Source organism: Rhodospirillales bacterium (assembly GCA_016872535.1).
In the GTDB taxonomy this organism is placed as follows: domain Bacteria; phylum Pseudomonadota; class Alphaproteobacteria; order Rhodospirillales; family 2-12-FULL-67-15; genus 2-12-FULL-67-15.
The window spans coordinates 39,270-66,269 of sequence record VGZQ01000002.1 but is presented as its reverse complement, the minus strand read 5'-3'; the positions used below and the strand labels follow the sequence as shown (position 1 = coordinate 66,269).

At 67.0% G+C, this 27,000-nt stretch carries 28 protein-coding genes and 1 pseudogene; 11 read left to right on the top strand and 18 right to left on the bottom strand.

Annotated features, from left to right (window positions below; all coding sequences use genetic code 11):
- The 3 genes from acnA to FJ311_00985 all read left to right on the top strand — a co-directional run bounded on the left by acnA (nt 1) and on the right by FJ311_00985 (nt 4,407).
- Nucleotides 1-2,739 carry an aconitate hydratase AcnA gene (acnA, locus tag FJ311_00995; GenBank protein MBM3950013.1) on the top strand — a complete coding sequence of 913 codons (2,739 nt, stop codon included), beginning with the start codon at nt 1-3 and terminating at the stop codon, nt 2,737-2,739.
- Between the two features lie 59 nt (nt 2,740-2,798).
- Complete coding sequence (locus FJ311_00990; GenBank protein ID MBM3950012.1) at nt 2,799-3,545, top strand: DUF1223 domain-containing protein; 747 nt, start codon at nt 2,799-2,801, stop codon at nt 3,543-3,545.
- Nucleotides 3,546-3,741: 196 nt separating this feature from the next.
- Nucleotides 3,742-4,407, top strand: a complete 666-nt coding sequence (locus FJ311_00985; GenBank protein MBM3950011.1) for a protein-L-isoaspartate(D-aspartate) O-methyltransferase — start codon at nt 3,742-3,744, stop codon at nt 4,405-4,407.
- A 5-nt stretch (nt 4,408-4,412) separates the two neighbouring features.
- Here FJ311_00985 and FJ311_00980 read toward each other — a convergent pair whose 3' ends face one another.
- Together FJ311_00980 and FJ311_00975 are read right to left on the bottom strand one after the other, a co-directional pair.
- Nucleotides 4,413-4,931 carry a MarR family transcriptional regulator gene (locus FJ311_00980; protein ID MBM3950010.1) on the bottom strand — a complete coding sequence of 173 codons (519 nt, stop codon included), beginning with the start codon at nt 4,929-4,931 and terminating at the stop codon, nt 4,413-4,415.
- 163 nt (nt 4,932-5,094) lie between these two features.
- Entirely contained in the window at nt 5,095-5,583 is a 489-nt protein-coding gene (locus tag FJ311_00975; protein MBM3950009.1) for a cytochrome C, read from the bottom strand.
- A 129-nt stretch (nt 5,584-5,712) separates the two neighbouring features.
- Here FJ311_00975 and FJ311_00970 point away from each other — a divergent pair, with 129 nt between their 5' ends.
- The 4 genes from FJ311_00970 (at nt 5,713) to FJ311_00955 (ending at nt 9,894) form a co-directional block, all read left to right on the top strand.
- Entirely contained in the window at nt 5,713-8,292 is a 2,580-nt protein-coding gene (locus FJ311_00970; GenBank protein MBM3950008.1) for a disulfide oxidoreductase, read from the top strand.
- Nucleotides 8,293-8,295: 3 nt separating this feature from the next.
- Nucleotides 8,296-8,607 carry an RNA-binding S4 domain-containing protein gene (locus FJ311_00965; protein ID MBM3950007.1) on the top strand — a complete coding sequence of 104 codons (312 nt, stop codon included), beginning with the start codon at nt 8,296-8,298 and terminating at the stop codon, nt 8,605-8,607.
- Between the two features lie 149 nt (nt 8,608-8,756).
- Entirely contained in the window at nt 8,757-9,092 is a 336-nt protein-coding gene (locus tag FJ311_00960; GenBank protein MBM3950006.1) for a ferredoxin family protein, read from the top strand.
- A gap of 166 nt (nt 9,093-9,258) precedes the next feature.
- A complete protein-coding gene (locus FJ311_00955) occupies nt 9,259-9,894 on the top strand; it encodes a CarD family transcriptional regulator (GenBank protein ID MBM3950005.1) in 636 nt (211 codons plus the stop codon).
- Nucleotides 9,895-9,897: 3 nt separating this feature from the next.
- On the opposite strand, the gene FJ311_00950 is transcribed toward FJ311_00955, so the two are convergent.
- The 3 genes from FJ311_00950 to FJ311_00940 are packed head-to-tail and all read right to left on the bottom strand — an operon-like array spanning nt 9,898 to nt 13,121.
- Nucleotides 9,898-10,518: a carbonic anhydrase gene (locus tag FJ311_00950; GenBank protein ID MBM3950004.1), complete on the bottom strand. Its 621-nt coding sequence runs from the start codon at nt 10,516-10,518 to the stop codon at nt 9,898-9,900.
- 13 nt (nt 10,519-10,531) lie between these two features.
- Nucleotides 10,532-12,022, bottom strand: coding sequence for a peptidase M48 (locus FJ311_00945; protein MBM3950003.1), 1,491 nt, complete (start codon nt 12,020-12,022; stop codon nt 10,532-10,534).
- A 37-nt stretch (nt 12,023-12,059) separates the two neighbouring features.
- Nucleotides 12,060-13,121, bottom strand: a complete 1,062-nt coding sequence (locus FJ311_00940; GenBank protein ID MBM3950002.1) for a lipid A deacylase LpxR family protein — start codon at nt 13,119-13,121, stop codon at nt 12,060-12,062.
- Nucleotides 13,122-13,262: 141 nt separating this feature from the next.
- On the opposite strand from FJ311_00940, the gene FJ311_00935 reads away from it, so the two are divergent.
- On the top strand, nt 13,263-14,057 hold the full coding sequence (locus tag FJ311_00935; protein MBM3950001.1) for a thermonuclease family protein: 795 nt from the start codon (nt 13,263-13,265) through the stop codon (nt 14,055-14,057).
- Here FJ311_00935 and FJ311_00930 read toward each other — a convergent pair whose 3' ends face one another.
- The 4 genes from FJ311_00930 to FJ311_00915 form a co-directional block, all read right to left on the bottom strand.
- On the bottom strand, nt 14,058-14,435 hold the full coding sequence (locus tag FJ311_00930; GenBank protein ID MBM3950000.1) for an XRE family transcriptional regulator: 378 nt from the start codon (nt 14,433-14,435) through the stop codon (nt 14,058-14,060).
- Nucleotides 14,396-14,764, bottom strand: a complete 369-nt coding sequence (locus FJ311_00925; protein MBM3949999.1) for a hypothetical protein — start codon at nt 14,762-14,764, stop codon at nt 14,396-14,398. Before FJ311_00925 ends, FJ311_00930 begins: the two co-directional genes overlap by 40 nt.
- A 79-nt stretch (nt 14,765-14,843) precedes the next feature.
- Nucleotides 14,844-15,020 (bottom strand): HNH endonuclease, encoded by a 177-nt coding sequence (locus FJ311_00920; protein ID MBM3949998.1) that lies wholly within the window; start codon nt 15,018-15,020, stop codon nt 14,844-14,846.
- Nucleotides 15,021-15,149: 129 nt separating this feature from the next.
- Entirely contained in the window at nt 15,150-15,986 is an 837-nt protein-coding gene (locus FJ311_00915) for a tRNA glutamyl-Q(34) synthetase GluQRS (GenBank protein ID MBM3949997.1), read from the bottom strand.
- A 55-nt stretch (nt 15,987-16,041) separates the two neighbouring features.
- On the opposite strand from FJ311_00915, the gene FJ311_00910 reads away from it, so the two are divergent.
- The 3 genes from FJ311_00910 (at nt 16,042) to rpsD (ending at nt 18,133) form a co-directional block, all read left to right on the top strand.
- Entirely contained in the window at nt 16,042-16,713 is a 672-nt protein-coding gene (locus tag FJ311_00910) for a phospholipase (GenBank protein ID MBM3949996.1), read from the top strand.
- A gap of 72 nt (nt 16,714-16,785) precedes the next feature.
- Nucleotides 16,786-17,349, top strand: coding sequence for an HNH endonuclease (locus FJ311_00905; protein MBM3949995.1), 564 nt, complete (start codon nt 16,786-16,788; stop codon nt 17,347-17,349).
- A 166-nt stretch (nt 17,350-17,515) separates the two neighbouring features.
- Entirely contained in the window at nt 17,516-18,133 is a 618-nt protein-coding gene (rpsD, locus tag FJ311_00900) for a 30S ribosomal protein S4 (protein ID MBM3949994.1), read from the top strand.
- A gap of 607 nt (nt 18,134-18,740) precedes the next feature.
- Here the strand turns inward: rpsD and FJ311_00895 are convergent.
- From FJ311_00895 to FJ311_00855, 9 genes and pseudogenes are all read right to left on the bottom strand, one after another.
- Nucleotides 18,741-20,405 (bottom strand): annotated as a pseudogene (locus FJ311_00895) (SulP family inorganic anion transporter).
- Between the two features lie 367 nt (nt 20,406-20,772).
- Nucleotides 20,773-21,111 carry a Grx4 family monothiol glutaredoxin gene (grxD, locus tag FJ311_00890; GenBank protein MBM3949993.1) on the bottom strand — a complete coding sequence of 113 codons (339 nt, stop codon included), beginning with the start codon at nt 21,109-21,111 and terminating at the stop codon, nt 20,773-20,775.
- Between the two features lie 45 nt (nt 21,112-21,156).
- Entirely contained in the window at nt 21,157-21,390 is a 234-nt protein-coding gene (locus FJ311_00885; GenBank protein ID MBM3949992.1) for a BolA family transcriptional regulator, read from the bottom strand.
- A 22-nt stretch (nt 21,391-21,412) separates the two neighbouring features.
- A complete protein-coding gene (purL, locus tag FJ311_00880) occupies nt 21,413-23,530 on the bottom strand; it encodes a phosphoribosylformylglycinamidine synthase subunit PurL (GenBank protein ID MBM3949991.1) in 2,118 nt (705 codons plus the stop codon).
- Between the two features lie 83 nt (nt 23,531-23,613).
- Nucleotides 23,614-24,342: a rhomboid family intramembrane serine protease gene (locus FJ311_00875; GenBank protein MBM3949990.1), complete on the bottom strand. Its 729-nt coding sequence runs from the start codon at nt 24,340-24,342 to the stop codon at nt 23,614-23,616.
- A gap of 26 nt (nt 24,343-24,368) precedes the next feature.
- Nucleotides 24,369-25,058, bottom strand: coding sequence for a phosphoribosylformylglycinamidine synthase subunit PurQ (gene purQ / locus FJ311_00870; protein MBM3949989.1), 690 nt, complete (start codon nt 25,056-25,058; stop codon nt 24,369-24,371).
- Nucleotides 25,058-25,300 (bottom strand): phosphoribosylformylglycinamidine synthase subunit PurS, encoded by a 243-nt coding sequence (gene purS / locus FJ311_00865; protein MBM3949988.1) that lies wholly within the window; start codon nt 25,298-25,300, stop codon nt 25,058-25,060. The genes purQ and purS overlap by 1 nt, the downstream gene beginning before the upstream one ends.
- 28 nt (nt 25,301-25,328) lie before the next feature.
- Nucleotides 25,329-26,093, bottom strand: a complete 765-nt coding sequence (locus tag FJ311_00860; GenBank protein ID MBM3949987.1) for a phosphoribosylaminoimidazolesuccinocarboxamide synthase — start codon at nt 26,091-26,093, stop codon at nt 25,329-25,331.
- A gap of 130 nt (nt 26,094-26,223) precedes the next feature.
- Entirely contained in the window at nt 26,224-26,970 is a 747-nt protein-coding gene (locus FJ311_00855; GenBank protein MBM3949986.1) for an NRDE family protein, read from the bottom strand.
- Between the last annotated feature and the right edge of the window lie 30 nt (nt 26,971-27,000).

Below are 27,000 nucleotides of genomic sequence, written 5' to 3'. Positions count from 1 at the left end.
ATGGGAACCGCGGGCGCCCTGCCGCGCGCCCGACCCGACGCCAAGGAGACATCCGTGAACGAATTCGGCCAGGATACGTTGCAGACCCGGAAATCGCTGAAGGTGGCCGGGCGGACTTACGATTATTTCAGCTTCAAGGCCGCGGGCCGCGCCGGGCTGCGCGGGATCGAGCGCCTGCCCTATTCGCTCAAGGTGCTGCTCGAAAATCTGCTCCGTTGGGAAGACGGGCGCACGGTGACGGTCGAGGACGTCAAGGCGGTGGTCGGATGGCTCGACCGGCGCGCGTCCGATCACGAAATCGCGTTTCGCCCGGCGCGCGTGCTGATGCAGGATTTCACCGGCGTTCCGGCCGTGGTCGATCTCGCCGCCATGCGCGACGCGGTGGTCGCGCGCGGGGGCGACGCGCGCAAGATCAATCCGCTGTCGCCGGTCGATCTGGTCATCGACCATTCGGTGATGATCGACCATTTCGGCACCAAGGACGCGCTGGCCAAGAATACGGCGCTCGAATTCAAGCGCAACGGCGAACGCTACAGCTTCCTGCGCTGGGGGCAGGCGGCGTTCGACAACTTCCGCGTGGTGCCGCCGGGCACCGGCATCTGCCATCAGGTCAACATCGAACATCTGGCGCGGGTGGTGTGGTCCTCGGGGCCGAACTGGCGGCCGGTGGCGTACCCGGACACGGTGGTCGGCACCGACAGCCACACCACCATGGTCAACGGTCTCGGCGTGCTCGGCTGGGGCGTGGGCGGGATCGAGGCCGAAGCCGCCATGCTCGGCCAGCCTGTCACCATGCTGATCCCCGAGGTGATCGGATTCCGCCTCAAGGGCGAACTCAAGGAAGGGATCACGGCGACCGATCTGGTGCTCGCCGTCACCCAGATGCTGCGCAAGAAGGGCGTGGTCGGCAAGTTCGTCGAATTCTTCGGGCCTGGGCTCGACGCGCTCACGCTGCCCGATCGCGCGACCATCGCCAACATGGCGCCGGAATACGGCGCCACCTGCGGGATCTTCCCGGTCGACGCCGAAACGATCCGTTATCTCAAGCTCACCGGCCGTCCCGCGGCGCAGCTCAAGCTGGTCGAGGCCTACGCCAAGGCGCAAGGCATGTGGCGGACCAAGGCGACGCCCGATCCGGTGTTCACCGACGTCATGGAACTCGACATCGGCACGATCGAGCCGAGCCTCGCCGGACCGAAACGGCCGCAGGATCGCGTCGCGCTCGGCGACGTGGCCGGGGCCTTCGTCCGCGCGCTTCCCGACATGGCCAAGGGCGCGAGCCCGGACCGGTCGGTCAAGGTCGGCGGCGCCGATTACCCGTTGCGCGACGGCGACGTGACCATCGCCGCGATCACCAGCTGCACCAACACGTCCAATCCCTCGGTGCTGATCGCCGCCGGGCTGCTCGCGCGCAACGCGGTCAAGGCCGGTCTTCGGCGCAAACCCTGGGTCAAGACCTCGCTCGCCCCCGGCTCGCAGGTGGTGGCGGATTATCTCAAGGCGTCGGGGTTGCAGAAGGACCTCGACACCCTCGGCTTCAACATCGCCGGGTTCGGCTGCACCACCTGCATCGGCAACGCCGGGCCGCTGCCCGCGCCGATCGCCAAGGCGGTCGACGACAACGACCTGGTGGTCGCGGCGGTGCTGTCGGGCAACCGCAACTTCGAGGGCCGCATCAGCCCGCACGTCAAGGCCAACTACCTGGCGTCGCCGCCGCTGGTGGTGGCCTACGCGCTCGCCGGATCGGTGCGCCGGGATTTGACCAAGGAGCCTCTCGGCAAGGGCCGGAACGGCAAGCCCGTCTACCTCAAGGATATCTGGCCGAGCGGCAAGGAAATCCGCGCGGCGATCGCCAAGGCGGTGAAGCCCGCGCTGTTCAAGAAGCGCTACGCCGACGTCTTCAAGGGCCCGAAGGAATGGCGCGCGGTCAAGACCGCCAAGAGCATGGCCTACGGTTGGGACAAGTCGTCGACCTATGTCCGCAACCCGCCCTACTTCGCGGCGGGCTCGGGCGCGCGGGCGGTGACCGACATCAAGGGCGCCCGGCCGCTCGCGATGCTCGGCGATTCGGTCACCACCGACCACATTTCGCCCGCGGGCTCGATCCGCGCGAAAAGTCCGGCCGGTCAGTATCTGATCGAGCGCGGCGTCGCGCCCGAGGATTTCAACTCGTACGGCGCCCGGCGCGGCAACCACGAGGTGATGATGCGCGGCACCTTCGCCAACATCCGCATCCGCAACGAGGTGGCGCCGGGCACCGAGGGCGGCGTCACGCGCCACATGCCCGACGGCGCGGTCATGCCGATTTACGACGCGGCGATGAAGTATCAGGCGGAAAACGTGCCGCTGGTGGTGATCGCGGGCAAGGAATACGGCACCGGCTCTTCGCGCGACTGGGCGGCCAAGGGCACGCGGCTGCTCGGGGTCAGGGCGGTGGTGGCGGAAAGCTTCGAGCGCATCCACCGCTCCAACCTGATCGGCATGGGGGTGTTGCCGCTGCAATTCGCCCCCGGCACCGACCGGAAAACCCTGAAGCTCGACGGCAGCGAAACGTTCGATATCACCGGCTTGGCCAAGGGGCTCGCGCCGCGCATGGATCTCACGCTGGTCGTGCGCCGCGCCGACGGGCGCGTCGAGTCCGTGCCGGTGCGTTGCCGGATCGACACCGTGGACGAGGTGGAATACTTCAAGGCGGGCGGAATCCTCCATTTCGTGCTCGACCGCCTCGCGGCGGCGTGAGGGCCGTTCTCACCGCGTCGTGATTCGCCCGGCGACCGGCGGCCAACTAGGATTTCGGCGTGGTTCACGGACAGTCCTTTCGCGCGGCTTGGATGGCGACGTTGGCGCTGATCGCCGCGTTCGTTTCCGCCGATGCGCGCGGCGGCGAGCGGCTGACGGTCGTCGAGTTGTTCACGTCGCAAGGGTGCTCCTCCTGCCCGCCCGCCGACGAATACCTCGGCCAGCTCGCCGAACGGAGCGATCTGCTGGCGCTGTCGTTGCACGTCGATTATTGGGATTACATCGGCTGGAAGGACCCGTTCGCCGACCCGGCCTATACGGAGCGGCAGCGCCAGTATCAGAAACATTTCAACATCCGCTACGTGTACACGCCGCAGATGGTCATCCACGGCGCCTATCAGACGGTGGGATCGAAGCGGGGCGAAGTGGCGGAGCGGATCAAAAGCGCCCGGGCGTTGCCGAGTCTCGACATCGCGCTGGCGCGGGAGGCCGGCGGACTCGCCGTTCGGGTCGGGGCGGCGGGCGCATCGGGCGTCGCGGCCGAGGACGCGTCCATCTGGCTCGTCGCGTTCGACGAACGCCACCAGACGGCGGTCGCGCGCGGCGAAAACAAGGGCCGGACGATCGTCAACCGCAACGTCGTGCGCCGGTTCGATCTGATCGGCAACTGGAACGGCGACGCGGTCGCCCAGCGCGTGCCGGACGCGGTGGCCGACGCGGCCGGCGGTCGCGGGATCGCCGTCCTCGTCCAGTCGCAGGCGACGGGACGCATCCTCGGCGCGGCGCGTCTGGCGTCGAACCGCTAGCGGCCGGCCGCATTTCCGGGGATAATCGGGGCCCGGGCCCTGCGGCGCTTTCCGGGCTATCCCGTTTCCGATGAATACGATCCGTGCGACACTCGTCGGCGTGGCGCTGGCGGCATCGGCCGTTATGCCGGCGCGCGGACAAAACGACCCGGCCGGCGCCCCCGGGGCCCATCCGATGACCAAGCAACATCAGGCGATGCTGGAGGCGATCCGGGCGGATACCGCCGAGACCGCGTCCTGGACCGGCCGACGCGATCTGTCGCCGCGCGTGTGGGCGGCGATGGCCAAGGTCGAGCGGCACCGCTTCGTGCCGGAGGCGGAAGCGCCTTACGCCTACCTCAACCGGCCGCGTCCGATCGGGCACGGGCAGACCATCTCGCAGCCGTTCATCGTCGCGCTGATGACCGAGCTGCTCGATCTCGATCCGGCCGACCGGGTGCTGGAAATCGGCGCCGGCTCCGGTTATCAGGCGGCGGTGTTGGCGGAACTGGCGCGCGAGGTCTACACCGTCGAAATCGTGGAGGCGTTGGGCCGCGCCGCCGAGCGGCGGCTGGAGGACCTGGGATACGGCAACGTCCAGGTGCGGATCGGGGACGGCTTCAAGGGCTGGCCCGAGGCGGCGCCGTTCGACGCCATCATCGTCACCGCCGCGCCGGAGCGGATCCCCGAAACCCTGGTCGAACAACTCAAGCCGGGCGGCCGGTTGGTGATTCCGCTCGGCCGGCAATGGGAGCCGCAATCGTTGCAGCGATGCGTCAAGGGCGATAACGGCAAGCTCGCGTGCGAAAACAAGCTGCCGGTCGCCTTCGTGCCGATGATCCGGGACAAGAGCGAGGACGAACGCCGCCACCTCGGGCGGTAAGAAACCTATGCCGCTTGCGGCGGAATGTGTTCGCGGCAGATCAGCAACGAGTCGGAATCGCTCAAGGGTTCGCGGGTCAAGCCGCACAAATGCGGACCGCCTTCGGCGCCGTCCGCGCCGTTGCGCCGGAAGTGAACGCAGGTTCGGCACATGCCGAACGTGCGGAAGTTGTTTTGCCGTTGCGCCTGGCCCAGCATCGCGGCCAGCAGGTCCGCGAGTTCGGCCTGATCGGCGCCGGCGAGCGCGCGCGCGGCCCGGTCGACCGGACACTGATCCCCGTTCTCGAGTCGAGCCCGTCCGGCGCGGGTCAGTTCGAGGGTCACGCCGCGCCCATCGCGGGCATCCGAACGCCGCGCGATCAGCCCCTTGCGCTCGAGGGCAATCAGGGTTTGCGACACGGTACCCCGCGTCGAGCCGAGAAAATCGGCCAACGCGCTCGGGTTGCGCGAATAGCGGTTGGCGACGGCAATGTAATTGAGCGCGTCACATTGCGCGGGGTTAAGGCCGCGGCGAAACCGCTCCATGCGCCCGAGCCGGGACAGGCGTTCGATCAACGCGGCGATTCGATGCGCGGCCGGTGATGCGGCTTGCTGGGACACCGTCGGTTTCCTGGGAACTTATATTGGCGTCGTCTCCGTTTACATTAACGTTACCTCATGGAGGAGAAAAGCGGAAATCAATCGCAACTTATTTCCGGTTTTCGGTAAACACGAACGCCTTCGCCTTCTGCTGTTCGTGGCAGGCGAAGCACGACTTGCCGCCGTCCGATGCCAAGCGCTTGTCGCGCGCGTCCCCGGCGAATCCCTCGAAGCCCCAGCCGCCGGTCGCGGCATAGGCCTTGGCGTTGCGATGCATGACGCCGATCAGCTTGCGCGGGCCTTCGACCACGGCGTTGTCCTTGACCCCGCCTTCGAGCAGATCGAACACGAACACGGCACCGTCGGCGTATGCGCCGCCGGCAAGGCCCTGGAGCGCCTTGTCGTTGCCATAGACGTGATGGACGCCGGCGAACGGGTCGGCGAGCGGATGGCCGGGCAGGATGACCATGGACTTGATATGGCGCCAAGCGCGGTAGCCGTCGGGATAGGGAACGGGGGATTCGGCGGCGGCCGCGCCGGCGACGGCAAGAGCGGCGACAACCGCCAAACGGCTGGCGAATCGGGTGGTGATGGTCATGAGGGAGCCTCCGGTTAAATAATATCGAGTCGATATTATTTAACCGGCCCCATTCCCGTCGTCAATACCGTTCCGGCCGAGGTCTCTTGTCCCCTTGTCATCGTACGCCCGAAACCGGATGGTTCGCCCATGGCGTTCGCGGACGGCGCGCGGCCCGAGGCGGGCCGGATCACCGCGGTGTTGGGGCCGACCAACACCGGCAAGACCCACCTTGCGCTCGAGCGGATGCTCGCCCATCCGACCGGGGTCATCGGTTTTCCGCTCCGCCTGCTCGCGCGCGAGAACTACGACCGCGCGGTGGCGCTCAAGGGCAAGGCGCAAGTCGCCCTGGTCACCGGCGAGGAAAAGATCGTGCCGCCGGGGGCGCGCTATTTCGTCTGCACCGTCGAATCGATGCCGCTCGACCGGCCGTTCGATTTTCTTGCCGTCGACGAAATCCAGATGTGCGCCGATCCCGACCGCGGCCATGTCTTCACCGATCGCCTGCTGCACGCGCGCGGGATCTCGGAAACCATGGTCATGGGCGCGGAAACGATCCGCCCGTTGCTGCGCCGGCTGGCGCCGCGGGCCGAGGTGGCGCCGCGCCGGCGTTTTTCGACGCTCGCCTACACCGGCAGCCGCAAGATCGCGCGCTTGGCCCCGCGCAGCGCGGTGGTGGCGTTCTCCGCCGCCGAGGTCTACGCCATCGCCGAACTGGTGCGGCGCACCCGGGGCGGGGCGGCGGTCGTGCTCGGGGCGCTCAGCCCGCGAACCCGCAACGCGCAGGTCGCCATGTATCAGGCCGGCGACGTCGACTACCTGGTCGCGACCGACGCGATCGGCATGGGCCTCAACATGGATATCGACCATGTCGCGTTCGCGGGGTTGCGCAAGTTCGACGGCCGCGGTTGGCGCACCCTCGGCGCCGCCGAGTTGGCCCAAACCGCCGGGCGGGCCGGCCGCCACATGAACGACGGCACGTTCGGCACGACCGCCGACGTCGGCCCGCTCGACGGGGAAATGGTCGAGCGGATCGAAAATCACCGCTTCGATCCCCTGGAGTTCCTCTATTGGCGCAATCCGGACCTCGATTTCGGCTCGCTCGCCGGATTGCAACGCGGATTGACCTTGCCGCCCCCGTTGTCCGGCCTGCGCCGCGCGCGCGAAGCGCAGGACGAGCTCGCCTTCGCCGTCCTCGGCAAGGACCCCGACATCGTGCGCGCCGCCGATGCCGAGGATCGCGTGCGGCTGCTGTGGGCGGTCTGCCAGGTGCCGGATTTCCGCAAGGTGATGAGCGAGGCGCACGCGCGTTTTTTGAAACGCTTGTTCCTCCATCTGGTTGGACCGGAAGAACGGTTGCCCGCCGACTGGGTCGCCGACCAGATCGCCCGCATCGACCGCACCGACGGCGACATGGAAACGCTGATCCAGCGCATCGCCAACATCCGGACGTGGACCTATGTCGCCTACCAGGCCGGCTGGCTCGCCGATCCGGTCCATTGGCGGGACCGCGCGCGCCTGGTCGAGGACCGGCTTTCCGACGCGCTGCACGAGCGGCTGACCCAACGGTTCGTGGATCGGCGCGCCGCGTTGCTGGTGAGCCGGCTCCGGGACAGCCGCGCCTTCATCGCGGCGGTCGCGCGCGACGGCCGCGTGACGGTCGAAGGCGAAGCGGTCGGACGGCTCGAAGGTTTCCGGTTCGTCGCCGAATCCGGCGCGGCGGCGGATTCGCGGCCGGGCGGCGCGGAACGGGCGATCGCGTCCGCGGTGACGCGGGCGTTGCGCGGCGAGGCGGCCGCGCGCGTGCGCGCGCTCGAGCAGTCCGACGACGACGCCTTCGCCTTCGGCGCGGGCGGCGGCGTCCTCTGGCGCGGCGCCGACGTCGCCCGCCTCGCGCCCGGCGCCGGCCCCTACGCGCCGCAGATCGCGGTGATCGCGAGCGAGCTGCTCGAAGGCGGCGAGCGCGAGCGCATCCGGCGCCGCCTGGTCGACTGGGCCAAGGGCGCGGCGCAACGGGTTTTCGCGCCGTTGTTCGCCGCGCACGAGGCGGCGTCGGGCGGCGCGTTGCGCGGCCTCGTGTTTCGGCTCGCCGAAGGGTTCGGCACGATGCCGCGCGGGCTCGCCGAGGCGCAGATCGCGGTGTTGACCCGCGACGAGCGCCGCTGGCTGGCGCGGCGCGGAATCGTCATCGGACGCGAAAGCGTTTTCATGCCGGCGCTGCTCAAGCCGGCGGCCATCGACCTGCGCGCCCGCCTGTGGGCCGCCGCGAAGGGCCAGGCCGTTTCGTCGCCCATGCCGCCATCCGCGCCGTTGCCCGGCCGGACGTGGCTGCGGCGCGAAGACGCATCCTCCGCGCCGCCCGATTTCCTCGAAGCGGTCGGGTTCCGCGTCTTGGGACCGATCGCCGTCCGCGCGGACGCGCTCGAACGGGCGGCGGCGCGCGCGTGGTCGCTGGCGAAACAGGGTCCGTTCGCGCCGCCGTCCGATTGGCCCGAGCTTCCCGGTTGCGGCCCGCGCGAGATCGCCGCCGTACTCGGCGCGCTCGGCTTCGAGCCGGTCGGGCAGGGCGAGAAGACGTTGTGGCAACCCCGCCGCCGGCGCCGGGCGCGGGAAACCCTTCCGCCGTCGCGCGGACGGCATCGGACTCGGGACCGGGATTCTCCCTTCGCGGTGCTCGAGGCGTTCCTCGACAAAAGCGCCCGCGACAAAGCGCGCCCCCGGCGGCGTTGAAACGTGGTCGAGACCAAGTCCGCTTCGACGCGCCGGATCGATCAGTGGCTGTGGTTCGCGCGCTTGTTCAAAAGCCGTACGGCCGCCGCCCATTATTGCTCGGCCGGCCGCATGCGGGTCAACGCGGCGTCCATCGCCAAGGCCAGCCATGCGATCAAGGAAGGCGATGTGCTCACGTTCGTCGTCGGCGGACGACTGCGCGTCGTCCGCATTCGGGGACTGGGTACCCGCCGGGGCCCGGCGGCCGAGGCCGCCGCCATGTACCAGGAGATCGCGCCGGCCGCGCCGGATGCCCCGGCCAGGAATAAGGAATAAGCGGGCCCCGCCCTTCGGCAGTGCTCCCATGCGCGGCGCGCATTCCGCGGGCCATCGGGGTTGTCCCGGTCCGGGCGGATGTGATAGCAAGGCGCGCCGTCCGGGCGCTGCGCGCCCGCGGGAGGGGCCTTGTGAAGGACAACTAGCGCATGACTTACGTCGTCACCGAAAGCTGCATCAGGTGCAAATTGCAGGATTGCGTCGAGGTTTGCCCCGTCGACTGCTTCTACGAGGGCGAGAACTTCCTGGTCATCCATCCCGACGAATGCATCGACTGCGGGGTATGCGAGCCCGAATGCCCGGTCGAGGCCATCGTTCCCGACACCGAAAAGGGAATCGACAAGTGGCTGGAGATCAACCGCGAATACTCGACCAAGTGGCCCAACATCACCCGCAAGGGAACGCCACCGGCCGACGCGGACGAGTGGAAAGACAAGAAAGACAAGGCGCAATACTTCAGCCCCAATCCGGGCAAGAAGGCCTGACGCATCCATCGCTTGCGCGTTGCGTCGCGGCGCGTTTTTCCCCGCTCGCCCTGTATTTCGGCTTGAAAATGTGATAGCGTCCGCTTTGGACGCCGACCGGTTTCTCGCCGGAAGGCGTTGTTTTTACGAGCAGCCTGAGCGCCCCCTCCACCCACCGTTCCGATCCATGACGACCAAGAAAAAACCCGCGAAGGCATCCAAGCCGGCAGCGAAAACCAAAGCCAAGCCCGCCCCGGCCCGGACGAAGGCCGCGCCGGCAAAACCGGCCGCTCCCGCGGCCAAGGCCGCGAGCAAGACGCCGGTCAAAAAGGCCGACATCCTGTTCAAGGTCGGCGATCACGTGGTCTATCCGACCCATGGCGTCGGCTTGATCCAGGAAATCCAGGCGCAGGAAATCGCCGGCCACAAGCTGGAACTGTTCGTGATTTCCTTCGAACGCGACCGCATGACGCTCAAGGTTCCGATCGTCAAGGTCGCGACCTCGGGGCTGCGCAAATTGAGCTCGCGCAAGCACATGGAAGCCGCGCTGGCCACCCTCAAGGGTCGCGCCCGCGTCAAGCGCACCATGTGGAGCCGCCGCGCCCAGGAGTACGAGGCCAAGATCAATTCCGGCGATCCCATCGCCATCGCCGAGGTGGTGCGCGATTTGCACCGCAACGTCGGCCAGCCCGACCAGTCGTTCAGCGAGCGGCAGATCTACGAGGCCGCGCGCGACCGCCTCGCCGCCGAATTGGCGGCGGTCGAGCGCGTCGACGTCGCCCAGGCGACCCAGAAGCTGGAAAACCTGCTCGCCGGAACGTAAGCGTTATTCGGCGTCTATGGGGACGGGCGCGAAAACGCCGTCGGCGCCGAGGCGCATCAGAATCCCCGAACGGATATCGAAGTAATAACCGTCGAGTCGCAGCCGGCCGGCGGCGACCCTGTCCCGAATCCACGGGAACGTGTCGAGATTTCTGAGCGACAACCGGATGGCTTCGTGTTCGCAGGCCTGTTGGCGGTCGGCCGCCGGCGTTTGGCTGACCGCTTGGCGCGCCGGATCGGCGATCGCCACCCAGGATTCGACGAAATCGGGCGTTTCCTTCGGCGCCCCCTGAAGCAGCGCCTGGATGCCCCCGCACATGGCGTGGCCGATCACGATCAAATTCGGAACGGCGAGGGCACGAACGCCGAATTCGAGCGCGGCGCTGGTGCCGTGCAGCTTCTTGTCCGGCATATAGGGGGGCACGAGGTTGGCGACGTTGCGGACGACGAACAGCTCTCCCGGCGCGGCATCGAAGATCATTTGCGGATCGACCCGCGAATCGGCGCAGGCGACGACGAGGGCTTGCGGCCGTTGGCCGCTGTCGGCGAGCGCCCGGAAGCGGGTTCGCTGGCGGTCCCAGGTGCGGGCGCGAAAGCGGCGGTAACCCTCGATCAATAGATCCATGTCCGGGCTTTCCTTATTCGACGACCGTCTTGAAGGTTTCGCCCGGCACCAGCGGTTGCCCGCGGGCGAGGCCGTTCAGGGTCTCGAACCATTCGAGCCTGTGGTCCGGGAACGGCATGCGCGCCGCGAGCGATTCGGCGGTGTCGCCCGCCTTGGCGGTAACCAGGGCGATGCGCAGCGGCTTGACCCCCGCCGCCTCGGCCGGCGTCAACAGGCGAAACGAATAGGTGGTGCGCTGCAACTCGGTGCGGAGCGAATCGGTCAACCGGGGCGGCGTCACGAACACCATGCGATAGATCCGCGCCGCGTCCGCGCGCATGGCCACCAGGCGCAGGTCCATCACGCCGTTCCGGGTTTGCACCCGCGTCCGGCCGGTCGCGCCGGACAGGCCGTTGACGGTAATGGGTTCGACGTCGCGCAGCGCGAACCGCGCGCCCCACTCGTGGGTCAGGTAGCGGTCGAGCGGGCCGGCGGCGCGCGCCTTGGCTTCGGATTCCATGTCGAAAACGATCAGCGATTGCTGCGGCCCGCGCGCGATCACCTGGCGCGGCGAGTTGAACAGCGCGAACCCCTGCGGCACGGTGAAGCGGAAGCGCAGTTCGGGGTGAACGAACTCGCGGCCGCGCCGGATACCCTGGCGGGGATCGTCGCCGAAGGTCATGCCGTCGATGCGGTCGAGGAAGGCCTTGCGTTCGTAACGGAGACCGGGCGCCGAATTGACCTGGGCCAGCGCGATCGCCTGGTCGATGCGCTGCGACGTGCGCGGGTGCGTCGACATGATGTTGTAGCGGTCGTCGCCGCCGGGCCGCCCTTCCAGTTCGGCCAGCAGGCGGTCGTTGGCCTCCATCTTGCGGAAGAAGCTGTTCATGGCCCCGGGCGCGTAGCCGGTCCGGACCATGTAGCGGACCGCGAGCATGTCCGATTCCAATTCCTGCTCGCGCGAATAGCTTTGCAGCGCGGCGGCGGCGCCGAATTGGGCGAGGTCGGAGGCGGCGCCCGGCACGCCGGCGGCCTGACCGAGCACGCCGAGGACGGTCAGGCCGATGTTGGCGGCCATCGCCTGGCTGTAGCGCTGGGCGGTGTGGCGGGCGACCACATGGCCGATTTCGTGGGCGAGCACCCCCGCCATTTCGGCTTCGTTTTCGGCGAGCGCGAGCAGGCCGCGGGTGATGTAGACGTAACCGCCGGGCAGCGCGAAGGCGTTGACCTTGTCGTCATTGAGAACAGTGAAAGTATAGCGAAGGTTCGGCGTTTCCGAGACGCGCACGAGCGATTCCCCGACCCGCCGCACGTAATCGGCGAGCGCCGGATTGTCGTAGGCGCCGCCGAATTCGCGCAGGATCTTGGGATGCTCCTGGGCGCCGACGCGCAGCTCTTCGCTTTCCGACATGAAGCCGGTGAAGCTCTGCTGCCCGGTCGCGGGATTGACGGTGCAGGCCGCGAGCGGCGCGAGCGCGCCGGCGAGAACGAAGGCGAAAGCGACGCGGGAAAGGGGTCCGGGCATGGCTCCAATTTAATCCGCACCGTCGGGCAGGGCGCAATCAGAATCGGGCGGAGATGCTGACGGCGCCGAACCGGTCGGGTTCGTTCTGGTTTTCGAATTCGCGGGTCCGGAACACGTGGGTGTAGGCGATACGGAAGCGCCCGGCGACGAGCGCGGCGCCGACCTGAAAATCGCCGACCAGGGTGTGCTTATCGACGCTGTGGCTGTCGGAAAACGTGTTGCCGTCGAGAAAGATATTGCGCCCGACCGCGCGGCCCTCGACGCCGGCGAACAGGTACCAGCCGACCTCGCCTCCCGAATCGATCGCCTCCAACCCCGACAGCGCCGGTTGGATATGGGGCGGACCGTAATCGAAGGCGAGGTTGCGCCCGATACGCGCCATCGCCCCGGCGTTGACGTGGGTATAGACGTTGCCGAGCGCCGCGCCGAGATGGGGAATGACGTCGAACGCGATTCTGCCCGCGCCGAGTTTCGTTTCCGGCGTGCGCCATTTGCGCTCGGCGAGCAGCGCGATGCCCGGCTCGGTGTCGAGCTGGTGGCTCCAGCCGCGCGGCCGGGTGGTGTCGATCAGTTCGTGCACCGTTTTCTGGGTCGGCTCGGCGAGCGACAGCGGCCCGATCATGCCGAGCTGCATCTCGACGGTGTCGAGCACGTCGAGCTTCCGGCCGAGCAGGTTCTGCCGCGTCTCGGCGTGCACGGAGGCCGCGCCGTAGAGCCAGCCGGCGTAGGGCCGGTCGTTGACGATCAGGTCGCTGCGCGAAATGTTTTCGGGCGTGTAGATGTTCTGGCCGAGGGCGAAGCCGATCCGCCCGCCGCGCACGTCGGCGAAGGGATAGGCTCGGCCCAACAGGTCGCGCACCCAACCGGGTCCGGTGCCGGTCTTGTCCGACACCCAGGCGAGCCGGGTGCCGTGGGTGTAATGCCGGTCGGTATCCGCGAAGCGGTCGTTTTCCATCAGCAGCGTCCAGGTGCCGTTCGGGATGGCCATCTCCGCGCGCGCGACGCCGGGCGCGATCGCGAGCGCCGCGAGCAGGATCGAAAGACGGATCGGCAACGGACCAGGCATGGCGACAACGAAGCGATGGGCGGCGGCGGGCAATGGCGTGAGCGCCGCTAGCCCGATAATGGCCCGGGATTATGGCGGAATAATGGAATCGATCCACGAAAATCACCGTCGATGGTTAGCGATTGGTTACATCCGCCGTGTTGCGCTCGGGCCCGGGCGAGCTACGATCTATCCATGTCGCGCCGATGGTTATTTGCGCTCGTTGCCGTTCTCGCCTTGGTCGCGGCGGCGCTTCCGTTCGCGGACGCGCGCGCCGGCGAAGATTTGGTCGCGGGCGGCGAGGAAATCGTGCGCGAGGCGGTGGACGGCGATACGGTCCTTCTCGCCGACGGGCGCGAGGTGCGCCTGGTCGGTCTGCAGGCGCCGAAACTCGCCCTCGGCCGCAGGAACTTCAAGGACTGGCCGTTGGCGGAAGACTCGAAGCGCGCCGTCGCCGCGCTCGTGGTCGGTCAGCGCGTGATCCTTCGCCACGGTGGCGCCAACCGAGACCGCCACGGCCGCGTGCTGGCACACCTCCATCGCGCCGACGGCTTGTGGGTGCAGGGCGAAATGCTGAGGCAGGGCCAGGCCCGGGTCTATACGTTTCCCGACAACCGCGCGCGCGCCGCCGAAATGTACGCCCTGGAGGCCGAGGCGCGCGCCGCGCGGCGCGGCATCTGGGCGCACCCGTTCTATGCGGTGCGCGCGCCCGAAGGACTCAAGGGCGATCTCGATACTTTCCAGATCGTCGCCGGGACCGTGGTCGACGCGGTCAAGGTCAAGAACGCGGTGTTCCTCAACTTCGGTCCCGATTGGCGGACCGATTTCACCGTCCGGCTCGACGGCGCGGCGCTCAAGCTCTTTCGCGCGGCCGGAGTCGATCCGCTGACATTCAAAGGCGAACGGGTCGAGGTGCGCGGCTGGCTGCGCTTCAAGGACGGTCCGATGATCGACGCCAGTCACCCCGAGCAGTTCACGCCAACGCGATAATCAAGCCGCGCGTCGGCGAATATCTCCGATCACCACTTCGCCGGGTTCGCCTTTCTTTGCCGCACCAATCTTGATTTCGATGCGTTGACCCAAGGCCGTCAGGAAACGCATCAGTCGTTCCAGGGAAACTTCGGAAAACTTACCCCGGAGAATCTTCGACAACTCGGGTTGGGTGGTACGGAGCCTACGCGCCGCCGCATGCTGCGTCAGGCCGAGGACCTTGATCGTTTTGTCGAGCCTAAAAACCAACTCAGCCTTGAGATAATGCTCTTCGGCGTCGGGCAGCCCGAGCTGCAGCCAGACGTTCCGAGTCGGGTCTTTCGCCGTGGGAATTCGGGTCATCTTCGCTTCTCCATGTCTGCGATCAGATCGGCCCATCGCTTTCGGACCAGCGCCATGTCGGCCTTCGGCGTCGCAACGCCCTTCTTCGACTTCTTTTGAAAGGCATGAAGGACATAGATTGCATCGGCATGTCGCACCGTATAAACGGCGCGATATGCGTCACCCTGATGGCTCTCCCTGACCTCCATCACCGTGCCGCCGCCAAAGCCTTTCAGCGTCTTCGCCATGATCGGATGACGCTTGCCCATTTGTGCGAGAAAGAGCGCGTATCCCATCTCGCGTTGCACGGTCGCCGGAAAAGCCATGAAGTCCGCCTTCGAGGTCGCGCGCCAAATCAACGGCTTCGGTTCGGCGTAGTCCCGCATTATGTTTAATTATGTGTTATTTCACATAATTATTCAAGCCGACAAAGGCGCAACCGCTTAGCTTGGCGGCGATAGCCCGTTAAAGCGTATTGCTCTTGCCCAAGTTGCACCGTTCGCAAAGGGTTTGGAGATTGTCCATTATGGTTTCTCCGCCTTTGCTCCATGGCACGATGTGGTCAACATGCAGGCGAAGTCCCGGCGAGGTTGGTGGGTTGGCGCCGCACGCGCGGCAGCGGAAGTCGTCTCGTTTCAACACCTGGAAACGAAGCCGCGACCGGCTCGAGCTTGAATTTTCTACCGCTCATAATTATTCGGTTAAAAGGATAGGGATTATCACCACTAAAATCGCCTATTGCGTGAATTTACTTTGCTTGCCGTAGTTCCGTCAAAACCCCGCCATCGTCCGCACTTCCGCCGGCGTGTGCCCGGCTTCGCGCAGGGCGCGCAGGGTGAGCGACCGGTCGCGCTTGGCGAAGCGTTGCCCATCGGCGCCGACCAGCAGCCGATGGTGGAAATACGCGGGCGCCGGCAACCCGAGCAGCGCCTGCAACAGACGGTGCACGTGGGTGGCGGCGAACAGGTCCTCGCCCCGGGTCACCAGCGTCACGCCTTGGCGCGCGTCGTCGACGGTGACGGCGAGGTGATAGCTGGCGGGCGTGTCCTTGCGCGCCAGCACCACGTCGCCGAAAATTTCGGGGCGCGCGTCCTGCGGCCCGCGCGCGCGGTCGGTCCAGGCGAGCGGACCCGCGCGGCGCAGCGCCTCGGCCATGTCGAGCCGGAGCGCGAACGGAACTCCAGTCGCGATCCGTTCGCGCCGTTCCGCCTCGGTCAGCGCGCGGCAGATGCCGGGATAGACCGGCCCGTCGGGACCGTGAGGGGCCTCGGCGGCGGCCGCGATCTCCGCCGCGATCTCGCGCCGGGTGCAGAAGCAGGGATAGACGAGCCCTTCGGATTCGAGGCGGGCCAGCGCGGCGCGGTAGTCGGCCATGCGTTCCGATTGCCGCCGCACCGGCTCTTCCCAAACGAGCCCGAGCCAGGCCAGGTCTTGCACCAACGCCGCCTCGAATTCGGGCCGGCAGCGGATCGGGTCGATGTCCTCGATCCGGAGCAGGAACCGCCCGCCCACTTCGCGCGCGCGCGCTTCGGCGAACAGGGCGGCGAAAGCGTGGCCGAGGTGCAAAAGGCCGGTCGGGCTCGGCGCGAATCGGGTGACGATGGTCATGATTCCTCGCCGGAAGGGATGGCAGAAGCGGGCCAAATTGGCTACCACTTCGTTCATGCCCGAGCTTCCCTTGCTGTCCGGTCCGACGTTGCCGCCCGCCGCCGGCGGGCCGCCGCGCCAGTTGGTGTTGTTGCTGCACGGCGTCGGCGCCGACGGCAATGACCTGATCGGGCTCGCGCCCTTCTTTCAGCAGGTGTTGCCCGAAGCCGCGTTCTTTTCCCCCAACGCGCCGCAACGGTTCGACATGGCGCCCTACGGCTATCAGTGGTTCAGCCTCAGCGATTTCGGGCCCGAGGCGCGGCTCAAGGGCACCCGGGCCGCGGCGCCGATCCTCGACCATTTCATCGACCATCTGCTCGCTGTCTTCGGGCTCGAAGACAAGGACATGGCCCTGATCGGCTTTTCGCAAGGCACCATGATGGCGCTCTACGTCGGGCTCCGCCGCGCGAAAACCTTGGCCGGGATCGTCGGCTTTTCGGGCATGCTGGTCGGGGACGATTCGCTCGCTACCGAATTGCGCTCGCGCCCGCCGGTATTGCTGGTCCACGGCGACGCCGACGCCATCGTGCCCGTGCAGTCCCTCGACCACGCCAAGAAGGCGCTCGAGGCGAACAAGGTCGCGGTGCGCGCCCACACGCGCCCCGGACTGGCCCACGGCATCGACGAGGAAGGGATCAAACTGGCCCAGGAATTTCTCCGGCAAACCCTTCGCCCGGACGGCCGGTAAACCCTCGCCGCTCCGATTTGCAACCACCCCGCCATCCTGTAGTATGCCCCGGATGCTGAGCGGGAGTTCAACGTGAGTATCGCCGTCAACAGTTTCCCGGCCTTGGTGTTGAACGCCGACTTTCGGCCGCTCAGCTATTTCCCGTTGTCGCTGTGGTCGTGGCAGGATTCGGTCAAGGCCGTGTTTCTCGACCGCGTCAGCGTGATTTCCGAATACGACCGCGTCGTGCGCTCGCCGAGCGCGCGCATCCAGTTGCCGAGCGTGATCGCGCTCAAGGAATTCGTGCCCGTCTCGCGCCGGCCGGCGTTCACCCGGTTCAACGTATTCCTGCGCGACCGGTTCCGCTGCCAGTACTGCGGCGGCCATTTTCCGACCGAACACCTGACCTTCGACCACGTGGTGCCGCGCTCGCGCGGCGGCCGCACGGTCTGGTCGAACGTGGTGACCGCGTGCGAGCCGTGCAACATGACCAAGGGCCGCCGCCTGCCGAACGAGGTCGGGCTCGCGCTCCGGCGCAAACCGTACGCGCCGACCAACGTCGAGTTGCAGGAAAACGGCCGGGGTTTCCCGCCCAACTACCTGCACGAAAGCTGGCGCGACTTCCTCTATTGGGACAGCGAGCTGGAATCGACCTGAGATTCCAGTGGCTTGCGGCGTTTGACAGGCGCGCGCGCGCGCCTATACTGCCGCCCCTTGATTTCCGAGAACGCGGGCCCGGCCCTTCGTTGGCCGCAGCCACGCCCCGGCCGGGAATTTCGCGCCGGGGCCTATCGGGACAACAACCAACGGGAAACCGAGTCACATGACCAAACGCGCCGAGTCCAAGTACAAGATCAATCGCCGCCTCAACGCCAATCTCTGGGGTCGGCCGAAAAGTCCCCTCAACGTTCGCGAATACGGCCCCGGCCAGCATGGCCAGCGGCGCGGCCGCAAGCCGTCCGACTTCGGCACCCAGCTGCGCGCCAAACAAAAATTGAAGGGCTATTACGGCAATATCGGCGAGCGCCAGTTCCGCCGCTATTACGCCGAAGCCGCGCGCCGGAAGGGCGACACCTCCGAACATCTGATCGGGCTCCTGGAACGGCGCCTCGACGCGGTCGTCTACCGCATGAAGTTCGTGCCCACCGTTTTCGCCGCGCGCCAGTTCGTCAACCACGGCCACGTCAAGGTCAACGGCCGGCGGGTCAACATCCCGTCCTATCTGGTCAAGGACGGCGACACCATCGAACTCAAGGAATCGTCCAAGCAGCTCGCCTCGGTGCTGGCGTCCGTCCAGCTCGCCGAACGCGACGTGCCCGATTACCTCCAGGTCGATCATTCGGCCATGAAAGGCACCTTCGTGCGCACGCCCAAATTCGGCGACGTGCCGTACCCGGTGCAGATGGAGCCGAACCTGGTGGTCGAATTCTATTCGCGCTGATCGCCGTATCCGCCGAACGACGAAGGGCCGCGAGGAAACTCGCGGCCCTTTTTCATCGGTACGGGGGTCAACGCGCGCTGCCGTCGGGATCGGCCCATAGGGACTTCATCGCGCGGCCGAGCGCCCCGAACCACGGCACCCGGAAGATGACCGCGTCGCATTCCCAGTCGCGCACCACCAGGCGGCCGCCGCCCGAGAGGTCGTGGCTCTTGTTCGACGGCACGATCACCAGGTCGGGTTTCCAGGCGCGCGCCAAATCGGCGAGACCGCGATCCCAGCCGGGGAACGCGACCAGGGTTTCCGCTTCCATCGCGCCGACTTCGGCCGCCAGGTCGGCAAGCTTGCGGCGCACGATCTCCTCCAGCTTTTTCTCGACCTCGGCCGGGGTCAGGTAGCTTTCGAACCCGAGTCCCGGCTCCCACTCGGCGACATGGCCGAAGGCGAGCTTGGCGCCGCGCGATTGCGCCAGCGCCCAGGCGTATTCGGCGAGCGCGTGATCGCCCAAATCGAGGGCGGGCACCGCGAGAATGCGCTTCGGCGCCTTGCCCTCGGCGAGCTCGGGGAAGACGCGGGGCGCCTCGGGCAACGGCTCGGGCTTGCCGTATTCGTCCAAGCATTCCCTGAAAATGCGCGCGCGGCAGGCCTGGCACGTCGGCCGGTCGAGGCTACGGTAGATGGTCGCAAACGCCTCGGTTTTCGAGGCGAAGATGTTGCCGGCGCCGATCTCGTCGATGTAGCGGCCGCGGCGCAGGCGGGACAAAACCGCTTCCTTGGTGTTGATGAGGTAAAGCCCGCCGCCGCGATCCCGTTGCCGGCGCGCCGCCTGGGCCAACGCCTCGGCGCCGGCGACGTCGGTGAAGTTGACCCCCGACATGAACAACGCGACGTGCTTCTGCTCGGGCTGCTTGCGTTCGTAGGCGCGCAGGGTTTCCTGGAAATAGTTGACCGCGCCGAAGAACAACGAGCCGTCGATGCGCAAAATCTTGACTTGCGGGCATTCGGGCAATTGGTGGGCGGAGGTGAACTTCCGCCTTTCCGCCGCGGGGTCGGGAACCCGCGACAGGATGGTCGGGTGCGAGGTGCGGTTGAGATAAAGCAGCAGCGACAACAGAACGCCGGCGAGGATGGCGAATTCGAGCGGGAACAAGAGCGTGGCGACGAACGTAACCGCGAGCACGGCGGTTTCCGAACGGCTGGTGCGGGCGATCTGGGCGATATGCTTGAAGTCGATCAGCCCCCAGGCGACCAAAAACAGGATGCCCGCCATCGCCGCGTCGGGAAGATACGCGACCAGCGGCGCGACCAGGACGAGGACGGCAAGCAACGCCGCTCCCCCGATCATCGCCGCCAACGGCGTGCGCGCGCCCGCGTCGTAGTTGAGGCCGCTGCGGTTGAAGGAACCGGTCGCGACGTAAGCGGAAAAAAAGCTTCCAGCGATGTTGGAAAGTCCCTGGCCGATGAATTCCTGGTTGCTGCTGATGTGCTGGCCGCTGCGCACCGCCAGCGCGCGCGAGATCGAAATCGCCTCGGTCAGCGCGAACAGGGTGACCGCGAGCGCGGTCGGCGCCAGATCGCGCATCTTCTGCATCGAGAAATCCGGCATCGACAACGGCGGCAGGTGCGAAGGCAACGCCCCGACCATCGGGATCGCCGCGCCGAGACCGAACTCGAGAACCAGGCCGACCAGGCTGCCGACGACGATCGCCACCAGCATGTAGGGAACGCGGGGGATCAGTCGCCGGGCGACGATTCCGGTCAGCAGGGTGACGACGCTGACCGTCGTCACCGCCAGGGAGCTTTCGTCGATGTGCTCGAACAGGTAGACGGCGACGTCGTGGAACGACGCGCCCCGCGGGATCGACAGGCCGAAGAAGTTCTTGGCTTGGTTGGCGGCGATCAGAATGCCGGCGCCGGCGGTGAAGCCGATCACCACCGAATGGGAAATGAAATTGACCAATGCGCCGAGCCGGAACACCCCCATGACGATTTCGAGCACGCCGACCATGAAGGCGAGCGTGATGGCCAGCTGTACGTAGTCCGTCGTGCCCGGGGTGGCCATGACGCTGAGCGACGAATAGAGAACGATCGAGGCCGCGGTGGTCGGGCCCGACACCAGGTGCCAGGAGGAACCGAACATCGCCGCGACGATGGCCGGCACGATCCCGGCGTAGAGCCCGTATTCCGGCGGCATGCCGGCGATGGTGGCGAACGCCACGCCCTGCGGCAGGACGACGATCGCGCCGGTCAACCCGGCGCTCAAGTCCGCCGTCATGGTGCGGCGGTTGACGAGCGGCAGCCATTCCAGAAACGGAAAAATACTGGCCAGCCGCCGCCGATAACCGAAAGACCCAATTTCCGCCGCCACGCAAATCCTCCAAATGGAACAAAACCGACCGTCAGGTCGGTTTCAAAGCCGTGCCATGTGAAAGCGTGAATGCGGGGGCGACGAAGGTAGCGGCGAAGGCCGCCGTGTGGCGGCAACCGTCGCGCCCGGATGGAATCGTCCGGCGCACTCGTGGGGTGGCTGTATAGCACTCGGGGCGATTTCCGACTAGCGGAAAACCGCCGTTATGCCCGGAAAAAAGGGCCGCGGGAGTTCCCCCGGGCCCTATGTCCACGCGCGCTCGCGTCGGACGGACTCACGCGTCGGCGAACGGCACGCCCTTGTCCTTGAGCAGCTTCTGCAGTTCGCCCGACTGGTACATTTCGCGCACGATGTCGCAGCCGCCGACGAACTCGCCCTTGACGTAGAGCTGCGGAATGGTCGGCCAGTTGGAGAAGGCCTTGATGCCCTCGCGGATATCCTGGTCGGAGAGCACGTCGATGCCCTTGAACTTGACGTTCATGTGGCTGAGGACGCCGACCACGGCGGCGGAAAATCCGCATTGGGGAAAGATCGGCGAACCCTTCATGAAAAGGGTGACGGGGTTTTCGGCGATCTCTTCGCGGATGCGGGCGAAGACGGCGGGTTCGCTCATGTGCGGTTCCTTTGCGTTGCGTCGATTCTCGAATCCGGTCGAACGTCAATCCGGGGCGACGGTGGTCAGTTGCAGCGCGTGCAACGCCCCGCCCATGCGGCCCTGCAGCGCCTGATAGACGAGTTGGTGCTGTTGCACCCGCGACTTGCCCTTGAAGGCCGCGGATTCGACCCGGGCGGCGTAATGGTCGCCGTCGCCGCGCAAATCCTCGATCGTGACCTTGGCGTCGGGGATGCCTTGCTTGATCAACCGCTCGATTTCGAACGCCGCCATCGGCATGAACGTCAACCTCGAAGTGTCGTTACGCGCCGCCCGCCATGTAACGGGGCAGCCAGCCCTCGTGGGCCGCGCGCAGTTCGGCAAGGGATATGGACCGTTCGCCGTGCACCGTCAAGCCGTCGCCGCCGGTGCGCCCGACGATCGCGGCCTTGACCCCCGCTTTCGCGGCGGCGGCGAGGAACGCGTCCGCCTCGCGGACGGTCAGCAGGTAGCGGGCCTGATCCTCGCCGAATAGCCATGCGTGCAGAGGGGGCGTTCCTTGCGGCGGCGCGATCTCGGCGCCGATGCCGGAGGCGAGCGCCATCTCGGCAATGCCGACCAGAAGCCCGCCGTCGGAAAGATCGTGGACGGCGCCGACCGCGCCGCGCCCGATGAGGTCGCGAACGAAATCACCGTTCTTGCGCTCGGCCGCGAGATCGACCGGCGGCGGGGCGCCGTCCTCGCGTTTGAGAATCTCGCGCAAGTAAAGCGAGCAGCCGAGATGGCCCTTGGTTTCGCCCACCAGCACGATCGCATCGCCGACCGCCTTGAAGGCGAGCGTCGCCATGCGCGCCACGTCGGCGATCAAGCCGACGCCGCCGATGGTGGGCGTCGGCGGAATCGCCTTGCCGTTGGTTTCGTTGTAGAGCGAGACGTTGCCGGAAACGACCGGGAAGTCGAGCGCGCGGCAGGCCTCCGCCATGCCTTGGACGCAGCCGACGAACTGGCCCATGATCTCGGGCCGCTCCGGGTTGCCGAAGTTCATGTTGTCGGTGAGCGCGAGCGGCCTTGCGCCGACGGCGGTGAGATTCCGCCACGCTTCGGCGACCGCCTGCTTGCCGCCCTCGACCGGATCGGCGAAGCAGTAGCGCGGCGTCGAATCGGAGGTCATGGCGAGGGCCTTCCGCGTGCCGTGCACGCGCACCACGGCGGCGTCGCCGCCCGGGCGCTGCGCGGTGTCGGCCATCACCATGTGATCGTACTGTTCCCAGATCCAGCGCTTGGAACAGAGATCCGGCGAGCCGATCAGGGCGACGAGGGCGCCGGGAATATCGTTGGGCGCCGGTACGTCGGCGGGATCGAGGACGGCGCGCTTCGGCGGCGGCGTCCAGGGGCGGTCGTATTCGGGCGAGGCCTGCGCCAAGGGATCGATCGGCAGGTCGCCGACGATCGCGCCCTTGTGCTTCAGGACCATGTGGCCGGTGTCGGTCAGCTTGCCGATGACCGCGAAATCGAGCTCCCATTTTTCGAAGATGCGCCGCGCTTCGTCCTCGCGTCCTGGTTTCAGGACCATCAGCATGCGTTCCTGGCTTTCCGACAGCATCATCTCGTAGGCGGTCATGCCGGTTTCGCGCTGCGGCACGTGGTCGAGGTTCAATTCGACCCCGAGCCCGCCCTTGGAGGCCATTTCGAAGGAGGACGAGGTCAGACCCGCCGCGCCCATGTCCTGGATGGCGACGATGGCGTCGGTCGCCATCAGTTCCAGGCACGCCTCGATCAGGAGCTTCTCGGTGAACGGATCGCCGACCTGCACGGTCGGACGCTTTTCCTCGGAATCGTCGGTGAACTCGGCGCTCGCCATGGTCGCGCCGTGGATGCCGTCGCGCCCGGTCTTGGAGCCGACGTAGACGATCGGGTTTCCGACTCCGGCGGCCTTGGCGTAGAAAATGCGATCGGCGTCGGCGAGGCCGACGGTCATGGCGTTGACCAGGATGTTGCCGTCGTAGCCGGCGTGGAAGTTGCATTCGCCGCCGACGGTGGGCACGCCGACGCAGTTGCCGTAGCCGCCGATTCCGGCGACCACGCCCGCGACCAGGTGCCGGGTCTTGGGATGGTCGGGACCGCCGAAGCGGAGCGCGTTGAGATTGGCGATCGGCCTGGCACCCATGGTGAACACGTCGCGCAGGATGCCGCCGACGCCGGTCGCCGCGCCCTGATAGGGCTCGATGAACGACGGATGATTGTGGCTTTCCATCTTGAAGATCGCGGCCTGACCGTCGCCGATGTCGATCACGCCCGCGTTCTCGCCCGGCCCCTGGATCACCCAGGGCGCGCTGGTCGGCAGGGTCTTCAGCCACTTCTTCGAGGATTTGTAGGAACAATGCTCCGACCACATGACCGAAAAGATGCCGAGTTCGGTCAGATTGGGCGCGCGCCCCATGATGCCGAGAATCCGGCGGTATTCGTCCGGCGACAGGCCGTGGGCGGCGACGACTTCCGGGGTGACGTCGTTGCTCAACCGCGCTACTCCGAATTGGGAATGATGGAACGGCGGCGTGATTTCGGCACGTAGCCGCGGTCGAACAGCGTCACGTCGCGCTTGCGGAACAGGAAAATCAGGATCGCACCGGCGACGAAGCCGCCGATGTGCGCCCACCACGCGACGCCGCCCGCGCCCTTCGGCGTCATCGCCACGTTGATCAGCTGGAACGCGAACCAGAGGCCCAGCACCACCCAGGCCGGGAGATAAACGATCATGCGCAGAACGAGAGTCTTGATCGGCGCCTTGGGGTGCAGAATCAAGTAGGCGCCGATGACGCCGGAGATCGCGCCGCTTGCCCCGATCATCGGAATCTTGGAGACGGGATCGAGCCCGGCGTGCGCCAGCGCCGCGGCGAGGCCCGACAACAGATAGAACGCGACGTAGCGCGCGTGGCCCATGGCGTCCTCGACGTTGTCGCCGAGCACCCACAGGAACAGCATGTTGCCGGCGAGGTGCATGAAGCCGCCGTGCAGAAACATGCTGGTGAGAAGCGTGACGGACGGCGGGATCGCCGAGATCTCAGCCCCGCGCTCGGCGAGGCCGAACACGGCCGCCGGAATCGCGCCATAGCTCATCACGAACACCCGCTCAGCGCGGACGTCCAGCGTCGATTGGTAGAGAAACACCGCGACGCACACGGCGATGATCGCGACCGTGACGTACTGGAAACGGATGTGGCGGAGCGGGTTCTCGTCGTGCAGCGGGATCAGCAAGGCGACTCTCCGGCGGGGCGCGATCAGTGCAGAACGCGGATGAAATGGTCGAACATGGCGCGCCCGTCGGTGCCGCCGAGTTCCGGATCGGCCAGCCGCTCGGGGTGCGGCATCAGGCCGAGCACGTTGCGCTTTTCGCTCAGGATACCGGCGATGTTGCCGAGGCTGCCGTTGATGTTGGCCTCCGCGGTGACGCGGCCGCGGTCGTCGCAATAGCGGAACGCGATCCGGCCTTCGGCCTCCAGCCGCTTCAAGGTCTCGGCGTCGGCGAAATAGTTGCCGTCGGCGTGGGCGACCGGGATGCGGATCACCTGATCCCTGGCGTAGCCGCCGGTGAAAACGCTGTCGGCGGTCTCCACCTTCAGCCACACGTCGCGGCAGATGAACTTCAGGCCGGCGTTGCGCATCAGGGCGCCGGGCAGGAGCCCGGTTTCGGTCAGCACCTGGAATCCGTTGCAGATGCCGAGCACCGGTACGCCCTTTTCGGCGCGGGCGATCACTTCGCGCATCACCGGCGAACGCGCGGCCATGGCGCCGCTCCTGAGATAGTCGCCGTAGGAAAAGCCGCCGGGGAGCACGATCAGGTCGACCCGGGGCAGCTCGGTTTCGCGGTGCCAGACCATCGCCGGCTCCCGGCCCATGCTCTGCGCGAGCGCGACCTGGACGTCGCGGTCGCAGTTGGAGCCGGGAAAGACGATGACGGCGGCGCGCATCAGTCGGCGATCTCGATCGTGTAGTTCTCGATCACGGTGTTGGCGAGCAGCTTGCGGCACATGGCGTCGACCGATTCGCGCGCGCGATTTTTGTCGCGCTCGGCCAATTCCAGCTCGATGAACTTGCCCTGGCGCACTTCGCCGATGCCGGCGAAGCCGAGGCCGGCGAGCGCGTGCCCGATCGCCTTGCCTTGCGGATCGAGGACGCCGTTCTTGAGCGTGACGTGGATGCGGGCCTTCAAGACGCTGGCTCTTTCTTATTTTAGAGGGCTACTGCATCACCTTGGGGCCCTTGAGGTCGCGCGGGCCGCCCTCGGGCAGGATGCCGAGCCGGCGGGCGACTTCCTGATAGACTTCCTCGACCGGGCCCTGGCCGCGGATCACCCGGTCGCGGTCGAACCGCTCGCTGGTCTTGATGTCCCACAGCCGGCAATTGTCCGGGCTGATTTCGTCGGCGAGCACGATCCGCATGTAATCGTTTTCCCACAAGCGCCCGAATTCGACCTTGAAGTCGACCAGCCTGAGGCCGATGCCGAGGAACAACCCGGAGAGAAAGTCGTTGACCCTGAGCGCGAGATTCATCATCTCGTCCAGATCCTCGGGCGCGGCCCAACCGAAGGCGGTGATGTGTTCTTCCGACACCATCGGCCGCTGGCCGTTTTCGGCCTTGTAGTAGAATTCGACGATCGAGCGCGGCAGCGCCGTGCCCTCGGCGATGCCGAAGCGCTGGGCGAGCGATCCGGCGGCGGCGTTGCGCACCACCACCTGGATCGGAATGATTTCGGCCTCGCGCACCAATTGCTCGCGCATGTTGAGGCGGCGGACGAAGTGGGTCGGCACGCCGATTTCGTTCAAGCGCGTCATCAGGTATTCGGAAATCCGGTTGTTGAGGACGCCCTTGCCGGTGACGACCGAGGTCTTGTCGTCGCCTTCGACGGCGGTGTCGTCCTTGAAGTACTGGACCAGGGTTCCGGGCTCGGGTCCTTCGAACAGGACCTTGGCCTTGCCCTCATAGATGCGTCTGCGCCGGGTCATGGGTCGGCCGGGGTTGGGGAGGCGGAAATCGCGGCTGAACGAGGTTGGTATAGCAGGGGGTCCCCGCGAAAACAAATGGTCCGCGTTATCTCGATTCCGCGCCGTTTCCGCGGGTTTTTGGCGGCCGGGCCTACGCCGCCACGGGCGCGAACGGCGCGGGATTCGGAAAGCCCGGCGCGAACAGCCAGACCGGACCGGCATCGGCGTTCGCGGGCAGCGCGACGAGCGAGGACGACACGGTGCCGTAGCCGCGATCGGGCGCGATGAACATCGCCTCGCGCGGGCCCGCGCCGGGCGCCGTCTCGCCGCTCGCCAGCAGCGCCCGCCAATCCGCCCAGTCGCCCGCGCCGGGATCGGGCGGGGTCGCCTCGGCGAACAGCGGCAGATAATGCCGGATGCGGGCCGACGCGGAATCGTTGCGATCGTGGGCGGTGATCATCGACAGCCCTTCCGGCATCGGAAACGATTCGATCATGTCGGTTTCGTCGGCGCGCCGCAGCCAGAACGCGGATCGGCGGTCGGCGACGACCATGTTGAACGTACGGTAGGCGCCGGGATCGACGCGGGCGAGCGCGTCGGCGGCGGCACGCGCGTCGGCGCGGTCGAGCGCCGCGAGCGGCAACTCGCCCCGGCTCCGCTTGCCCTTTTCGGGTCCGAGGGAGCCCGGCCGGTTGAGGATCCCGGCGACGACGCCTTCGTCGTTGCGCCCGAGCCAGGTTCCGCCCGCGAGTTGGTCTTGGCCCGCGACCACGCGCGGTCGGTCGGGCCAGTGGCGGCCGGGCGCGCGCCACGGCCGATCGATCATCTCGTCGCGGTTCGCGGCAAGGATCAGCGGCCAGGCGTGGCCGGGGCGGAAGAGGACGACGACGGTGCACATGGCGGAATGTTATGTCCGAAGGCGCGCTCG

Bases quoted from the DNA above. Each gene is read 5' to 3' on its own strand.
- acnA (MBM3950013.1), top strand. From the start codon at position 1: ATGGGAACCGCGGGCGCCCTGCCGCGCGCCCGACCCGACGCCAAGGAG.
- FJ311_00925 (MBM3949999.1), bottom strand. From the start codon at position 14,764: ATGCGGGACTACGCCGAACCGAAGCCGTTGATTTGGCGCGCGACCTCG.
- FJ311_00915 (MBM3949997.1), bottom strand. From the start codon at position 15,986: ATGACCATCGTCACCCGATTCGCGCCGAGCCCGACCGGCCTTTTGCAC.
- purL (MBM3949991.1), bottom strand. From the start codon at position 23,530: ATGGGGCGCGCGCCCAATCTGACCGAACTCGGCATCTTTTCGGTCATG.
- FJ311_00985 (MBM3950011.1), top strand. From the start codon at position 3,742: ATGCTGGAGGCGATCCGGGCGGATACCGCCGAGACCGCGTCCTGGACC.
- purQ (MBM3949989.1), bottom strand. From the start codon at position 25,058: ATGCGCGCCGCCGTCATCGTCTTTCCCGGCTCCAACTGCGACCGCGAC.
- FJ311_00945 (MBM3950003.1), bottom strand. From the start codon at position 12,022: ATGCCCGGACCCCTTTCCCGCGTCGCTTTCGCCTTCGTTCTCGCCGGC.
- FJ311_00935 (MBM3950001.1), top strand. From the start codon at position 13,263: ATGTCGCGCCGATGGTTATTTGCGCTCGTTGCCGTTCTCGCCTTGGTC.
- FJ311_00975 (MBM3950009.1), bottom strand. From the start codon at position 5,583: ATGACCATCACCACCCGATTCGCCAGCCGTTTGGCGGTTGTCGCCGCT.
- FJ311_00910 (MBM3949996.1), top strand. From the start codon at position 16,042: ATGCCCGAGCTTCCCTTGCTGTCCGGTCCGACGTTGCCGCCCGCCGCC.
- FJ311_00885 (MBM3949992.1), bottom strand. From the start codon at position 21,390: ATGCCGATGGCGGCGTTCGAAATCGAGCGGTTGATCAAGCAAGGCATC.
- FJ311_00955 (MBM3950005.1), top strand. From the start codon at position 9,259: ATGACGACCAAGAAAAAACCCGCGAAGGCATCCAAGCCGGCAGCGAAA.
- FJ311_00970 (MBM3950008.1), top strand. From the start codon at position 5,713: ATGGCGTTCGCGGACGGCGCGCGGCCCGAGGCGGGCCGGATCACCGCG.
- FJ311_00980 (MBM3950010.1), bottom strand. From the start codon at position 4,931: ATGGAGCGGTTTCGCCGCGGCCTTAACCCCGCGCAATGTGACGCGCTC.
- FJ311_00930 (MBM3950000.1), bottom strand. From the start codon at position 14,435: ATGGGCCGATCTGATCGCAGACATGGAGAAGCGAAGATGACCCGAATT.
- grxD (MBM3949993.1), bottom strand. From the start codon at position 21,111: ATGAGCGAACCCGCCGTCTTCGCCCGCATCCGCGAAGAGATCGCCGAA.
- FJ311_00860 (MBM3949987.1), bottom strand. From the start codon at position 26,093: ATGACCCGGCGCAGACGCATCTATGAGGGCAAGGCCAAGGTCCTGTTC.
- rpsD (MBM3949994.1), top strand. From the start codon at position 17,516: ATGACCAAACGCGCCGAGTCCAAGTACAAGATCAATCGCCGCCTCAAC.
- FJ311_00855 (MBM3949986.1), bottom strand. From the start codon at position 26,970: ATGTGCACCGTCGTCGTCCTCTTCCGCCCCGGCCACGCCTGGCCGCTG.
- FJ311_00950 (MBM3950004.1), bottom strand. From the start codon at position 10,518: ATGGATCTATTGATCGAGGGTTACCGCCGCTTTCGCGCCCGCACCTGG.
- FJ311_00960 (MBM3950006.1), top strand. From the start codon at position 8,757: ATGACTTACGTCGTCACCGAAAGCTGCATCAGGTGCAAATTGCAGGAT.